We start from the raw sequence: 13,023 nt of genomic DNA, 5'->3' as shown, positions 1-13,023 counted from the left end.
CATCGGACAAATCACCATACGTAGAGACAATAGCAAGGCAGCCATTAAGGCGTGAATGGCGGTTGTTGGGCATAATTCCATTAGAATCCAGGCGAATCAGTGCCGTTCCCATATTTTTAGCACCATTAATCCCAGCATCCCCTTTTGCCCCGCTCAGTAAAATGCCCTCAGCATGGGTTCCTGCCCATACATAATTATCCGGTGTACGCTCTTCTTTTTGTTGACGACGGTAATTAAAATGAACCGTTTCAAGACCTGCTTTGCCATAATAGGCTTTTTCATCCAAAATCCGTTGTTTATGACGAGCCTCTATTTCTTCACGTGTAGGCGGTCTTGGGGCCACAGCAGCTAAACTGGTTTGTGAATTTTTAAGCAACGCCACCTGTAGTTTTCCGTTGATTTCTTTATTTTCAAGCGCAAGCTTTTCTAATTGTTTTTGCATGGCGCTTAATAACGCTTGGTTTTTGGAAACCAAATCTTCTGATTTATTGGGCGAGCTCTTTTTATTTTTTTCTACCAACGCTTTGAGCGCATCAATTTGGCGTTGTTGTTTTTCAAGTACTGCCTCATCACTTAATTTGCTAAAGGCGCTGTCTAATACCCCATCAAATATTGGTTTTTTATTTGTAGGAAGCGTAGATTGTGGCTTTGACGAATACAGATAAAATCCATAACACAAACCACCAAGCAGCAGAAAAGCCAAGCCATTACGGAGCTGCTCCATTTTGGCACTTTGATTAAGATTGGCTTTTTTACTTTTCTTTATTAACTTTTTAAGAGATTTCATCATGACACGCTTCCTTATTACCCCATGTTGGATTGTTCACGGTAAATGCCATAGAAATAGGCGGTTTGGCTGGGTTGCAATATTTTTTCTGACAGCTCCATCGAGATCAGTTTGGGGTGTTCAAATAATGCTGGAGTTAACTCCATTGGTTTTTGGGATTGATTTTCGATGCGATACACATAGCCCGAAGACTCTTTGCCTCGGACTTGTTTCACCAGGGTTACTTTTAACTGTTTATGCAAACGAAAGGTCGTGGGTTTAATACTCACTTCTTGAAAACCAGAAGGTGTGGTGCCCTCCATAAGCGCCGTCATTAAATCACTTTGTTGGTATTGGCTCTGTTCTTGCGCCTTAGCGTAATCAAACCCTTTTAATTTTTTGGATACCAATTTAATGGTTTTACCCAAATCTTCAATCGGAGATATGGTGGCTGAGAAATGATGATTCAGATTGGTTGTGAAATAGACGGTTAACGGAATATGCGCTAATGGCTTTAAAACCACAGCACCATCCAAATCATCCTCTGCATCGAAGCTTTGTTCTACAATAAAGGAGTGTTCAGGGAAGCTGACTTTAACAATTCGCTCGCCTTCTACATCAATACGATTAAAGTTAAGAGAAGACAAAGACAGCGCAAATCGCTCCCCTTCTTCAAATTTAAGCGTGGCTGCTGTATTGCCTGCATGCAGTGAGGTAGAAAGCACGCTACTTAACATGAGGATTTGAAGTGATTTCATTGATGAACCTCCTTAATAGTCTTAGGCCACATCATCCCGTTAAGGTGCGCAAACTGGACTAAATACACTTTCTTTTGTGGCTTCACTTCAAGACCATGACTGGTTCGATTTAACGTTCCGTCTACCTTGGCTTGCAGGGTGGATTCATCAATGTGAATGTTCTTTTCATAAAATACGGAACTAATATTTTTTTCTTTCACCACAGAAGACTCTGAGTCCAGAATGGTTTTGAATGCCTCTTGATGAGATGCAGGAATTAAATGAACTAGCGAAGCAAATCGAGCGGCTACCGTATCTGGATTGTAGGTTAATCGTAACTGGATGACCTTCTTAGTCATGTCTTTAATATAGGAAGGTGAAAAAGAAGAGTTACTCAAGAAGTACCCGTCCTCAGTACAAATGGGCAACCAATGAGTTTCTTTGTTATTAACAACATGAACACAAAGCCCACCTAAAATGAACACCGCAATGGTTGCAGTGACTGCCCAAGCCAGTGTCAGATGAAGCAACACTTTATTTTTTAAAAGCACATTGTCACGAAATACACTGTTCATAAACTCACCCTACATAGATTCGATGCGCTGAATTAGGGAATGACCTAAAAATAAGCGTCGTCATGGCATGCGGTAAGGACCAATAAATAATTCCTAATAAAACCCGTAAAGGCAGCCCACCAAACTGAACATGCATGATTAAACTTAAAACGGCCCCAATCACAAAAAGCTGCGGTGCATAACCGATTAGTAATCCAATACCCGTGAGCAAATACACGGGTAATCCAGTGGTCAAAGGAATCCCTGCTATGCGTGGCTCCTCTGACAACATAAATGTGGAATAGTTATGCGACATAACTTAAACCCCAATGCGTGAAGATCATGAGTAAAGGCAATCCCACAAACACCCAAGGACTTTTGGTTTTCATCCAGGTAACGCCCGCCACCAGCGTTTCTCCTGCATACAAATACCCAGGCAAATCCGAATTCTTACCGAAGGTTGCACTGACGTCACTTTTCACCCCACTTAAATAATTTTGGCCTTCTGCATGTCCCGTGCTGGTAAGGCATAAAACAACGACCCAACTTAAGACCAACAAGGGGACTGACCGCTGTATAAATTCATGAAGCTTGATACTGCTTTTTCTGATTACTGCACTGACATTCATAATGCTCTCCTTTAGTTTGATGAATGCTGATTGAGTGAATCCAATTCGTGAATTAAATGATTTATTTTTTGTGTAAAAGGTCGTGTCATTGATGAAAAATAAGGACAATCGTTATAACTAGAGGCAACGCGTGCTAAGGTTCTATTTGCAAGATCGAGATTGCCCCGTGCGAGCTCCATGCGTTCGCTTCGAATTAGGGCGGCAGATTGCTCCAGCATACTTCCTGAATAATCTACATCGGTGGTGCAATACTCTTTGAGGTTGGCTTTTGCCAACTGGCTCAAACTAGCGCCCAAGAATTGGCACTCTGAAGCCAACGCCTCTTTATCCAGAGAAGCCGAAAACAGGGCTCCTGATAAAAGCAAAGTAGTCAGGAATACTGATGATTTTTTAAGCTTATTTTGTTTCATTTTTGATAAATCTCCGTTTTTTAGGTAAAAAAATCCCCTGAGCCCCTCTTTGTGCTCATTTTTTATTCTTTTTATTTAATGAATCGCAGTTTTAAAAAGAGTGCTTACTCATCCATAGTCACTCCTTTGGCTTAATAATTGATTGTTCTTTTTCAGTTCCGCTAAAATTTGTGACAACACCTGGTTTGTTAAATCCAGTTTTTTGTACAAAGCTACATACTCCGCTGTTTTAGATAGTTCTGGCACCTCGGTATTCAGAGCCAACAAAAACTCATAAAGGCCTCCATTAGTAAATATGTGTTTGAAATATTCAACATCTTGTTCCTCATTCATTGGAATATTGGCTGTAAGTACCTGATTAAGTTTTACGTTGTTTTCAAGCCCTGTCTCTGGCTCAGCATAAGCCATTCCATTTCCAACCAAGAGTGTCATCGACAACATAAGTATTTTAATTACGTTCATTAGGTACTCCTTTTTTCATTCTTTAAAATTAATCCGATGTCTGATCTGTATCTGAAATGGTGATGTTCTCAAGTTCACTCTTCATCACGATGACTTTTGCAAGATAGGGTTTTGTCTTCGATGCTAGATGAACACAGTAACTTCTTGCATTGCTGATTTCTTTTAATTCATTGTGCCCATAGGCAGTAGAAACCAGCGCCCTGTCTTTGTTTTGATGCTGCAAGTCATGTCCCGCTGACTCCAGGTAGGCTGCAGCAATTGCGACATCTCCAGAACATAAATCGATGGTGTGTTCTTCGGCTATCTGGTTTAATTGGTAAGACACATCAAAAATTCGTCTTTCTAAATCATAGTTATTTAAATTATTTGCAATAACACATTGTGAACCCAGTGCTGTGATGATAATTCCTGCTATTACATTGATTCTCATTACTATTCCCTCTTTAACTGATTATTGTTTTTTTAAGGCATATGCGCTTTTTTCATAGAGCTCTAGTCAGGCTGCATCAAAAGATGCCCGCTAATGTTTTTACCAAACCTTGTTCAAGTGCTGGTCGCGCTTGTGCAAAAGACAGATTTACTTTATCTGCATTGGATACCACCCGTGTTCGATAGCGTTGATAATCACTATGTTTACTCGATGTCTGGGTGGTGCCAGATGCAGTGCCATTTTGAAGATTGGAATTAAACTGTTCATGAACTGCGCCTTTTCCAACACGCTCAGAAATTTGCACATCTGTAATCATTGTGTAGTTAACTGCCTTTACTAAAGAATCCGCAGCCAAACCAATAATTCCTCCGCCAATACCGGCACCAATCATTGTGCTTGAATGACCGCTTAATGCACCCAGAGCAGTGCCCGTTGCAGCACCTGCCAAAGCGCTGCCATACCCTCCGCCTAACGCGGATTGACTTGCAGACACGCTCATTTTTCCAACTTTAAGAATATTGGCCTGCAGCATGTAATGCGCTTTGGCAGGATTTCCAACAACTTTATACCCATGCTCTTCTAATGACTTCTTTAGTGACTTATCAATGGTCAATGACTCTTGAGAGGTATTTTTTACCGTGATGTAAATTGTTTTTTGACTTTGAGCTACAGGATCAAGAAAAATAGTCTGGCTGAGTTTTGTATCTGTTTCTAAATTCCGGTGTTCGATTACTGTTGACGTTGCCGCGCAGCTTGCCAATAAGGCAAATGAGCCTGTTAACGCCAGAGTGGTGATTGCCTTTTGTATCTGGTTAACGCATGGATTCATTTTATTCCCTTAACTCGTTAGCATTGTGTTTTTGATTGGTTGGTTAATGAGCCTGTAAGCCCTGCACTTCCTTCCAATTGCCAGACTTATTTAAAAACAGAGCTTGTTCTTGTGTGATTTTTTGATGTATCTCCTGACGATGAATAATCACATCGTGTGGTGCATCAAACCCTAAGCGGACTTGATTTCCTTTAACACCGAGCACGGTGATATAAATGTCATCATTGATCATTACGGTTTCGCCTATTCTGCGTGTAAGAATTAGCATGCTGTGTTCCTTTTATTGTTAATGAATTGAATACTCTTTTTTTTGTGAATCAATCTCGAATCGAAGCGCTTCGCATGCCAATCGTGCCTTCATCGCAATGTGCCATAAATCACATTCATGGATTTCCTGATAGGCCAGAGTCAAAGACTCAGAGCAAGCATTTAAAAGACAGTACAGCTCTTCCTTTGTAAACAGTTTTAAACATGGAATTTGTTTCATTATGCAACTCCCAATAACTGGCGTATTTTCGCAAGGTGTGTTGTTGCAATGTCTTTTGATGGAGGTTTTGCAAGCAACACCTGCTCTTTAATTTCCGGGATCTGGTGTCCTTGTCTCATTAAATGACATACCTGTTCGTATACCTCTTTAAATACTGCAAAAGAATGGCCTTCATTATCAATTTCCAAAAATTTAAGACCCAGTCGTTTAGCAGTAAATTTAACGACCGCGTGACTCCAGTTTGGGTTCACTGAATAAACGCAGTTTAAAACCTCCCTATGCGCTTGAGCGGCAGAAGGCATGCGCAAATCACTGTAAAAACCAAGGCACAAAGCACGAAACTGCAGGCAATTAGGTGGAAATTCACAAAACTTATCGCCTTTACTCAAGGTCATTAAACGTTCCACACCACTATCTAATGCTTTAGGAGTTAAATCTTTAAGTGCAGCAAACCAGACTCCTGTATCCTTGACTCCATGTTTACTGATAAAAAGCTGCCCGTAGATTGCAGTCAGTTTCATCCAGAGGGTAGATAAGTGTTCCTTCGATAAATTCACAGGAGTTGAGCTCGCTGCCTGAGTTGCCCCAGAGTGAATCGATTGAAATGCCATGCTGCTGGCTAACTCGTTCAAGTGCTGTTTGGTTAAAAGTGCTTTGATTGGTACCACGCTCATTGTGATGGCTCCTTAATTGTCCTTGTGCCTTTTGTTGTTTGTTTTGAGTATATTGGGAATCTCTTTCCAACCAGTTAATGAATACAGGATTAAAATCAGCCCATTGAGTGTTGTGTTTTTTGTTATGCTTTATGAATGCCTGAATTTCTTTTAAATCGGTAACTTTGGTGAGCCCCATGGAAAATGCCATTTCAATTGTTTTTGTGTTTGGGTAAAAATCGTCATCAATTTGTTTTTTGCTGCAACAAAAATCATTATTCGCAGTTTGAGTTTGTTTGTTTGAGTTAGTTATATTAAATATTTTAATATTCTTTGCAGGACTTTTGAGTGTGTTAGCTTCTCTGTTAACTTCTATGTTAGATTGTACCTCTAAATCTCCTTCTATATCAGAATCCATAAGGGATTTAGGTGAATTAAGAACTGTGTTAACTTCTCTCTTTCTAATCAATTGATTATAGATCTGAGGGGCCTCTGGGAATATAAATTTTAAATTTTGCCCTTCAGTTATAACTTTAAAGTACTCGCCACACTCATGCTCTATAGACTTTATGAAATTTCTGATGGTTTGCTTAGATGGAACACCACTATTGACTCGACCTGGAGCGGATTTAATCTCCAAGGCTTTTGATAGATCACGATAACTAATATCAGATACAATTCCTGTAAGAGGATTTGCAAGACTTAATAGCTCATAAATAATTAATCTAGGACCATAGGGCAATAATTGAAACTTTTTTTCTATTTGTTTCCTAGCATTAATGTATAACTCAACATCAAACTTCATCAACAAGTCCTTTTATTTACATAATTTATTTAGATAAGAGTACCAGTTTATGGTAAAAATTACAATAATATTTTTACCATAATGGTAAATTTATAATGATTCATTACACCTAATATGTTATAACGCGTTGTATTTTGATGTTTTTTATACAATTTTTTTGGTAAATTCTTACGAAGATTTATTAACCATTTTGGTATATCATAGAATAAACATGCACCTGACTGAATTATTTAAATATGAGCAATCCTGTAATAGACAATGTTTCATCCCCCGAGTCTCGGGGCAAAAGAATAAGATTCATACGCGAGCATCTTCTGTCTTTTACACGAGAAGATTTTTGTCGCGATTCTAATTTTACTGCTCAATCATTAAAAGGATGGGAATTGGCCTGGGGAGGAGGTTTATCCCAGCAGGGGGCTGTAAAAATCGTTAAACGAGCCAAAGAGTTAAATATTTATTGCACAGAGTCATGGTTAATGCATGGCATTGGTAAAAATGCCACAAAAATCACAAAAGATTTAGATATCCAAGAGGGTGACGAAAGCCACATAGCTAAAGAATTACTACTATTCAGAGAACTACAAAACTCTATTGACACAGTTATAAGAGATGATGGCATGATCCCTTTCTTATACCCTGGAAATTATGTTGGCGGTATAATAGTCAACAATATTGAGAGTGCCATTGGCAAAGATTGTATTATTATTGCTGACAATGATGAAGTATTCGTTAGGATCTTAAGGCATGGAGAAGAACCAGCTCGCTATGACTTAGTTTGCTTAAATGAAAAAACCACATTAGTGAAAAAAGAAATAAAAAATACCGCTATTAAATTTGCTGCCCCAATTGTATGGATCCGCAGAATATTTCGAGAAAATAATTACTAATGAAAGCTTACAAAAAAGATATTTTGCCACATCAAGAATTTTATATAGTCAGATTTACTAAAAGCTCAAGTCTACCTTATGTTCTTTTCATTCATGGTGGCCCTGGTCTTAATTGTGGAACCATAGAGTATCTTATTGATCATTATAATTTATTTAATTCTCTTCAGTGCAATATTATTCTATATGATCAACGAAATTGCGGTAAATCTAATAAAATTAAAAAGCTAGTATTACAGCAAGATAATATAAATGATTTACAAAAAATAATTTTATACCTTGCTGACCATTTTAATCTTAACATCCATGCTTTGATTGGACATAGTTATGGTGCAAAACTTCTTTTTGATTACTACAAAAGTTATGAGTCTACCATTCCTGGTGTTTTTGTTTCTACTGCTAAATCAATACTAACGCCTCGTTTAAATAATTTAATGCTTGACCTATCTTATTTGAAAAAAAGTAATTTAGAGCTATATAACAAAATATTAAATGAAATTAATAATCTTGATCTTAATAAAATCTGGGAAATATCAGAACAATTAACTCCAGTTTTCCAAGAAAATAAAGATAGGCCTTATTTATATTGGGCCAATTTAGAATATTATAATTTGGTCCAAAATGTTCAAAAATATATCAATTTACCATTAGATACGAACACGTTTATCAGTGTAAGAAAAGATCTCTATTCAAAAGAAGCAAATTTTTCTGTTAATATTGAAGAGCTTAAAATCCGCAAATTATGGATAAATGGTTTTCATGATTTTGTCATGAACGGACACCAAATAGTATTGTCAAACAATCATGAAATTATAACTTTCAATAAATCTTCTCACTACCCACATCTAGAAGAGAATGATCGTTTTAGTGAGCTTTTAAATGAATTTATTAAGTAGCTCTAAGGCCATCATATTATTATTTTCTATACTAATATCCACTGTTGTTTACGCACAATCAAAAATTAAAATATGTTTAACCGGTAGAATTGTTGAAAATTTAAAATCATATGGCCAGTCTTTTTTAAATGCGGCATATCTTGCCAAAGAAGAAAGTGATCCCGCTAATAAAGTTGAGATTAAGAGTTATTTTTATAATAACAGACCATTGGAGCCAATGCATATTTATAATCAAATGGTAAATGATTCCTGCTCTGCAATTATTGGGTTTGAATATCTTTCAGACTTGTTATTAGCTGTAAAAGAACAGAAAAACGACACCGTACCTATTTTTACTTCTTACGCTAGCACCACTAATTCTGATCAATTACCTAAGAATATTTTTATCTTTATGCCCAGCTATAATTACCAAGCTGAAAAAATGATGAGCTACTTACATGATCGTTATAAAAATATAAACAACGTGTTACTTATAACGGAAATTAACCGTGATGAGATGCTAAAGTATAAGGAAGTGTACTCCAGCATTCTAAAAAAAGAACACATACCATATTCTACATTCGATTTTCTAGAAAATGACAGCGATATAGAGGGAAAACTGAAGAAGTTTTTGAATGAACGAAAATATCAATACGTTTTTTTATTGTCAGGTGCAATAGCATCAGCAAAAATTGCCAATATTATGAATAACCATAGTACTGTTTTTATTGGCACAGAAAACTTTGGTTCCTCAGTCAGTCAAACATTTTTTATGCGACTAAATGATAAAGTGATTCGTTCTCATTTTATCCGTAATTTGGATTTTATACAGCCCTATGATTCTTTAACTAAATTTGAAAATATTTATATTCAAAAATACCATGAGAAACCCACTGTTTTGGCAGCCTACACTTACGATTCGATGAAGATTATTCTAACAGCATTGGATAGAACCGGTAGCGTCAATACAAATAGCATATTAGGTACTAATTATACTGGAATTACTGGGGCTTATTTAAAAAATGGTCAATTTAATCGATCGACCAATTACATTATTTTATCAGTTAATAGCAATGGATATGCTTATGAAAAATAAAAGCTCTTCAATCAAAGCAATTTTTATCAAGAAAATGGCATATTCTGCTCTAATCCAATTTATTATTTTTGGATTTATACTCATGCTAGCAAGAGATTATTTTCATAATCAGATGAGTATCTTTTCCAGAAATTTAATTATTAATGATTCATTTACCACGGATGAAATTGGTAGATATCAGCTGCTTAATAATAAGGATGCTCTTGATTTAGTACTATACAACTTAGGTAATGAGCGCAAACTAGACTCAATAAAATTTGTTGCTTTAAAAAATAAAATAGAAGATGTAGGTACTTGCGAAGAAAACAGCAAAAACAATTACCTTCTATGCAAAAAAGACAATGGACAAATTTCTGGTATAACATTAATTAAAAATGATGAGAAGATATTAGGGTCAGTGGTTGCAAGTAAGCAATATAATTCCATCTATACTTTGCCAGTTTCCTATGGTCTTTTGTTAATTTTATTGATCGTACTTGGAATATTTCTTTTCAATTTCTTATTTCTATTCCTTTCCATGAGAAAAAAAATAGCAAACAATACTGAATACTTGCTCGATTTCATTTCATCACATCAAACTAATAATGCTGTTGATTTTTCAAAAGTTGAAATTAATGAATATAGACAAATTGCTAATAAATTTATTGATGAACATCGAGAAATAATCAATCTACAGAAAGAAAAAGCCTATTACGAGGTAAGAAAAAATATTGCTGAGCTTGTTGCTCACGATATTCGATCACCATTAGCGGCAATAAACACTGCAGTATCTGATGTAACATCGATTCCTGAAAATAAACGCATTATGATCAGAAATGCAGCTAAAAGAATCAATGATATTGCTAATAACTTACTTTTACAATCAAAAAATAATTTGCTTGACTGTAAGAATAGCGAAATAAATATGAATAATTCTCCAGAATTAATATTTGTTGTTTTAGATAACATCGTTGCAGAAAAAAGATATGAATATTACGGAACCAACATCCAAATCAACTTACTTGGATCGGACTACTCATATAATTGTTTTTCTAACATACACCCTGATTCTTTTAAGCGGGTTCTATCCAATCTCATTAATAATGGTATTGAGGCAGTTAATTCTAATGGCTCTATTATTATCTCTCTAACATGCAATACTACCCATGTCGAAATTATTATTGAAGATAATGGCTGCGGCATTCCTCCCGATATCTTGCCAAAGGTTACGGAGCAAGGATTTAGCTTTAATAAAAAAGCTGGTGCTGGTTTTGGCTTATCTTATGCTAAACAATATTTAGAGCAAATCAATGGTTCAATGCATATTCACTCAGAAGAAAAAGTTGGGACAAAAATTCAGATCACTCTAATTCGGTCTAACCACCCTAGCTGGTTCTGTGACTCAATGAATATTAGGCATGGTACTAATATTGTCGTATTAGATGACGATATATCTATTCATGATGCATGGAATGAAAGATTTTCAAATATTTCACACGTCAAAATGTTTCATTTTTATACCGCGACCGAGTTATTACAGTATAAAGTTGATCCAGAAATGCCAATACTATATTTAATGGATTATGAGCTTCTCGCTGATGTTAAAAATGGTTTAGATGTGATTGAAGAGCTTAATTTAAATGGCAAAGCTATTTTAGTTACCAGTTGCTTTGAAGATATTGCTATACGAAATCGGTGCGAAAATATTGGCGTTAAAATCATACCAAAATCTTACGTACCCTATATTAAAATTATTCAGATTCCAAAGAAAGAACATATAAGCACGGTGGTTTTTATTGATGACGATGAAATGATGCGAATGACTTGGATCTTTGCTGCTGAAGAGGCTGGGCAAAGTATTTCAACATATTCCTCATTTGATGAGTTCCTAAATGAAATAAATAGTTATGGTAAGAATACTCTGATTTATATCGATTCAGATCTAGGAAACAATATCAGAGGCGAGGATTGCGCAAAACTCCTTTTTGATAAAGGGTTTATTGACGTTCGCCTTGCTACTGGCCATTCGCGAGATCGATTTAGCAAAATGCCATGGATTAAAACAATTGTTAGTAAAGAACCACCTTTTCTATTTGCACACGAGAATATAACATGAAATCTACGGATAAAGATAAATTAAAACACGATTTTTTAAACTCAATTGTTATCATCAATAGCATGACAAAATCGGCTTCAAGTTTCATTAATACAATTTCACAGTCAATAGATGCCAGTGATATTAATCAAAAGCAGATGGAAAAATTTTTATATTCCATGAGCACTATACGTGAGCAGACTACAAAGATTGAAAATTATTTTCTATCTCTTTTGAATGACTAATCCTGCCAAATTGGTTATTAAATGATCATATTATTTTAAGCGTACTTCAATAGTGATTAGAAAGAAGATGAGCTTTTGCCAATCTTTTACTATTAGTCGTAGTCCAATCGTTGCCTGAAAGTAAAATTTGGAGGTCACTTTTTTTCGGTACGCAGTAAAACTATAACTACTGACTCAAGATAAACAACTCCCGATTTTTCCACATAGTTATCCACCAATTTTGTGAATAAAAAAATATCCCTACCCTTCCACCTTAAGATGTGACATCAACCAGTCCGCTTCTTCTAAAGAGTCAAAACTTATAACCACCCTCCCTTTGCCACCATAATTAAAATGCATGTTAACCTTGGATGAAAGTTTTTTCGATAGTTGTGCCATCCAATCTTTCGTTTTTTGCTCAAATTGGGGAGTTAGAAAAAACTCTTGTTTATCTTCTGGCATATTTAAGTGTTGAACCAATTTTTCAGTTTCCCTAACAGATAAAGACTTATTGATAATTATTTTTGCTGTATCTGCTTGTTGTGCACTCGACAAACTTAACAAAGCTCTAGCATGACCCATTTCTAACGATCCTGTTTTTAACATTTCTTTTACTTCATCTGTGAGAGTAAGTAATCTAAGAAGATTAGTGACTGTTGTTCGAGACCTGCCTAAAGTTTCAGCAACCTCAGCATGAGTCATGTAACACTCTTCTATTAATCGTTGTATGGCTTGTGCTTCTTCCAATGGGTTTAAATCTTCTCTTTGAATATTTTCAATTAAAGAAACTGCCATCCCATTTGCTTTATTATATTTTCTGATGATTGCAGGTATTTTTTCTAATCCGGCTATTTTAGCCGCGCGCCAACGTCGTTCACCTGCAATAATTTGATATTCATTCCTATTATGATCTATTTCTTTAACAAGAATAGGCTGTATAATTCCATGCTGCCGAATTGACAAAGCCAGTTCTTCTAGTGAAGCATCGCTAAAAAATTTTCTGGCCTGATTTTTATCAGGATAAATTTTTGATAAACACAGATCACTTGATTCCAGGGATTGAATATCATTTTTTAGATTAATTGGTTCAAAGGCAGGAAATTTCATA

Annotated in this window: 17 protein-coding genes and 1 pseudogene; 4 read left to right on the top strand and 14 right to left on the bottom strand. The window is 35.9% G+C overall.

The window, feature by feature from the left end:
• The 13 genes and pseudogenes from A8O27_RS14905 to A8O27_RS14845 form a co-directional block, all read right to left on the bottom strand.
• Positions 1-790 (bottom strand): annotated as a pseudogene (locus A8O27_RS14905) (conjugal transfer protein TraB); the annotation flags it as partial.
• Positions 791-804: 14 nt separating this feature from the next.
• Positions 805-1,524: a type-F conjugative transfer system secretin TraK gene (gene traK / locus A8O27_RS14900; protein ID WP_058460905.1), complete on the bottom strand. Its 720-nt coding sequence runs from the start codon at positions 1,522-1,524 to the stop codon at positions 805-807.
• Positions 1,521-2,078, bottom strand: a complete 558-nt coding sequence (locus tag A8O27_RS14895) for a TraE/TraK family type IV conjugative transfer system protein (RefSeq protein WP_058460906.1) — start codon at positions 2,076-2,078, stop codon at positions 1,521-1,523. The genes traK and A8O27_RS14895 overlap by 4 nt, the downstream gene beginning before the upstream one ends.
• 4 nt (positions 2,079-2,082) lie before the next feature.
• Complete coding sequence (traL, locus tag A8O27_RS14890; protein ID WP_058460907.1) at positions 2,083-2,373, bottom strand: type IV conjugative transfer system protein TraL; 291 nt, start codon at positions 2,371-2,373, stop codon at positions 2,083-2,085.
• Positions 2,363-2,686, bottom strand: a complete 324-nt coding sequence (locus A8O27_RS14885) for a type IV conjugative transfer system pilin TraA (protein WP_058460908.1) — start codon at positions 2,684-2,686, stop codon at positions 2,363-2,365. The genes traL and A8O27_RS14885 overlap by 11 nt, the downstream gene beginning before the upstream one ends.
• Positions 2,687-2,697: 11 nt before the next feature.
• Complete coding sequence (locus A8O27_RS14880; RefSeq protein ID WP_058460950.1) at positions 2,698-3,096, bottom strand: hypothetical protein; 399 nt, start codon at positions 3,094-3,096, stop codon at positions 2,698-2,700.
• 108 nt (positions 3,097-3,204) lie between these two features.
• Entirely contained in the window at positions 3,205-3,558 is a 354-nt protein-coding gene (locus A8O27_RS14875) for a hypothetical protein (RefSeq protein ID WP_082642502.1), read from the bottom strand.
• A 28-nt stretch (positions 3,559-3,586) separates the two neighbouring features.
• On the bottom strand, positions 3,587-3,988 hold the full coding sequence (locus A8O27_RS14870) for a hypothetical protein (RefSeq protein ID WP_058460909.1): 402 nt from the start codon (positions 3,986-3,988) through the stop codon (positions 3,587-3,589).
• 76 nt (positions 3,989-4,064) lie between these two features.
• Complete coding sequence (locus tag A8O27_RS14865) at positions 4,065-4,817, bottom strand: complement resistance protein TraT (RefSeq protein ID WP_058460910.1); 753 nt, start codon at positions 4,815-4,817, stop codon at positions 4,065-4,067.
• 43 nt (positions 4,818-4,860) lie between these two features.
• Complete coding sequence (gene csrA, locus A8O27_RS14860; protein WP_058460911.1) at positions 4,861-5,085, bottom strand: carbon storage regulator CsrA; 225 nt, start codon at positions 5,083-5,085, stop codon at positions 4,861-4,863.
• A gap of 18 nt (positions 5,086-5,103) precedes the next feature.
• The gene (locus tag A8O27_RS14855; protein ID WP_058460912.1) at positions 5,104-5,304 is read right to left on the bottom strand and encodes a hypothetical protein; all 201 of its coding nucleotides are present in this window, start codon (positions 5,302-5,304) and stop codon (positions 5,104-5,106) included.
• The gene (locus A8O27_RS14850; RefSeq protein ID WP_058460913.1) at positions 5,304-5,825 is read right to left on the bottom strand and encodes a hypothetical protein; all 522 of its coding nucleotides are present in this window, start codon (positions 5,823-5,825) and stop codon (positions 5,304-5,306) included. The genes A8O27_RS14855 and A8O27_RS14850 overlap by 1 nt, the downstream gene beginning before the upstream one ends.
• The gene (locus A8O27_RS14845) at positions 5,785-6,762 is read right to left on the bottom strand and encodes a hypothetical protein (RefSeq protein ID WP_058460914.1); all 978 of its coding nucleotides are present in this window, start codon (positions 6,760-6,762) and stop codon (positions 5,785-5,787) included. Before A8O27_RS14845 ends, A8O27_RS14850 begins: the two co-directional genes overlap by 41 nt.
• Before the next feature lie 383 nt (positions 6,763-7,145).
• On the opposite strand from A8O27_RS14845, the gene A8O27_RS14840 reads away from it, so the two are divergent.
• Genes A8O27_RS14840 through A8O27_RS14825 form a run of 4 tightly spaced genes read left to right on the top strand, consistent with a single transcriptional unit; the run spans position 7,146 to position 11,712 of the window.
• Positions 7,146-7,649 (top strand): hypothetical protein, encoded by a 504-nt coding sequence (locus A8O27_RS14840; protein WP_235810596.1) that lies wholly within the window; start codon positions 7,146-7,148, stop codon positions 7,647-7,649.
• On the top strand, positions 7,649-8,542 hold the full coding sequence (locus tag A8O27_RS14835; RefSeq protein WP_058460916.1) for an alpha/beta fold hydrolase: 894 nt from the start codon (positions 7,649-7,651) through the stop codon (positions 8,540-8,542). The genes A8O27_RS14840 and A8O27_RS14835 overlap by 1 nt, the downstream gene beginning before the upstream one ends.
• On the top strand, positions 8,526-9,617 hold the full coding sequence (locus A8O27_RS14830; protein WP_058460917.1) for a type 1 periplasmic-binding domain-containing protein: 1,092 nt from the start codon (positions 8,526-8,528) through the stop codon (positions 9,615-9,617). Before A8O27_RS14835 ends, A8O27_RS14830 begins: the two co-directional genes overlap by 17 nt.
• A complete protein-coding gene (locus tag A8O27_RS14825; RefSeq protein ID WP_058460918.1) occupies positions 9,607-11,712 on the top strand; it encodes a sensor histidine kinase in 2,106 nt (701 codons plus the stop codon). Before A8O27_RS14830 ends, A8O27_RS14825 begins: the two co-directional genes overlap by 11 nt.
• Before the next feature lie 464 nt (positions 11,713-12,176).
• Here the strand turns inward: A8O27_RS14825 and A8O27_RS14815 are convergent, their stop codons facing one another.
• Complete coding sequence (locus A8O27_RS14815; protein WP_058460920.1) at positions 12,177-13,022, bottom strand: ParB/RepB/Spo0J family partition protein; 846 nt, start codon at positions 13,020-13,022, stop codon at positions 12,177-12,179.
• Position 13,023: the final 1 nt, after the last annotated feature.

It is taken from the genome of Legionella bozemanae (genome assembly GCF_001648595.1).
Classification (GTDB): domain Bacteria; phylum Pseudomonadota; class Gammaproteobacteria; order Legionellales; family Legionellaceae; genus Legionella; species Legionella bozemanae.
This window is presented reverse-complemented; position numbering and strand designations above follow the sequence as displayed.

What these genes read in the sequence shown, in the direction of transcription:
- A8O27_RS14880 (WP_058460950.1), bottom strand. Translation starts at nt 3,096, where the DNA reads ATGAAACAAAATAAGCTTAAAAAATCATCAGTATTCCTGACTACTTTG.
- A8O27_RS14870 (WP_058460909.1), bottom strand. Translation starts at nt 3,988, where the DNA reads ATGAGAATCAATGTAATAGCAGGAATTATCATCACAGCACTGGGTTCA.
- A8O27_RS14885 (WP_058460908.1), bottom strand. Translation starts at nt 2,686, where the DNA reads ATGAATGTCAGTGCAGTAATCAGAAAAAGCAGTATCAAGCTTCATGAA.
- A8O27_RS14815 (WP_058460920.1), bottom strand. Translation starts at nt 13,022, where the DNA reads ATGAAATTTCCTGCCTTTGAACCAATTAATCTAAAAAATGATATTCAA.
- A8O27_RS14830 (WP_058460917.1), top strand. Translation starts at nt 8,526, where the DNA reads ATGAATTTATTAAGTAGCTCTAAGGCCATCATATTATTATTTTCTATA.
- traK (WP_058460905.1), bottom strand. Translation starts at nt 1,524, where the DNA reads ATGAAATCACTTCAAATCCTCATGTTAAGTAGCGTGCTTTCTACCTCA.
- A8O27_RS14825 (WP_058460918.1), top strand. Translation starts at nt 9,607, where the DNA reads ATGAAAAATAAAAGCTCTTCAATCAAAGCAATTTTTATCAAGAAAATG.
- A8O27_RS14875 (WP_082642502.1), bottom strand. Translation starts at nt 3,558, where the DNA reads ATGAACGTAATTAAAATACTTATGTTGTCGATGACACTCTTGGTTGGA.
- traL (WP_058460907.1), bottom strand. Translation starts at nt 2,373, where the DNA reads ATGTCGCATAACTATTCCACATTTATGTTGTCAGAGGAGCCACGCATA.
- A8O27_RS14845 (WP_058460914.1), bottom strand. Translation starts at nt 6,762, where the DNA reads ATGAAGTTTGATGTTGAGTTATACATTAATGCTAGGAAACAAATAGAA.
- A8O27_RS14835 (WP_058460916.1), top strand. Translation starts at nt 7,649, where the DNA reads ATGAAAGCTTACAAAAAAGATATTTTGCCACATCAAGAATTTTATATA.
- A8O27_RS14865 (WP_058460910.1), bottom strand. Translation starts at nt 4,817, where the DNA reads ATGAATCCATGCGTTAACCAGATACAAAAGGCAATCACCACTCTGGCG.
- A8O27_RS14850 (WP_058460913.1), bottom strand. Translation starts at nt 5,825, where the DNA reads ATGAAACTGACTGCAATCTACGGGCAGCTTTTTATCAGTAAACATGGA.
- A8O27_RS14855 (WP_058460912.1), bottom strand. Translation starts at nt 5,304, where the DNA reads ATGAAACAAATTCCATGTTTAAAACTGTTTACAAAGGAAGAGCTGTAC.
- A8O27_RS14895 (WP_058460906.1), bottom strand. Translation starts at nt 2,078, where the DNA reads ATGAACAGTGTATTTCGTGACAATGTGCTTTTAAAAAATAAAGTGTTG.
- csrA (WP_058460911.1), bottom strand. Translation starts at nt 5,085, where the DNA reads ATGCTAATTCTTACACGCAGAATAGGCGAAACCGTAATGATCAATGAT.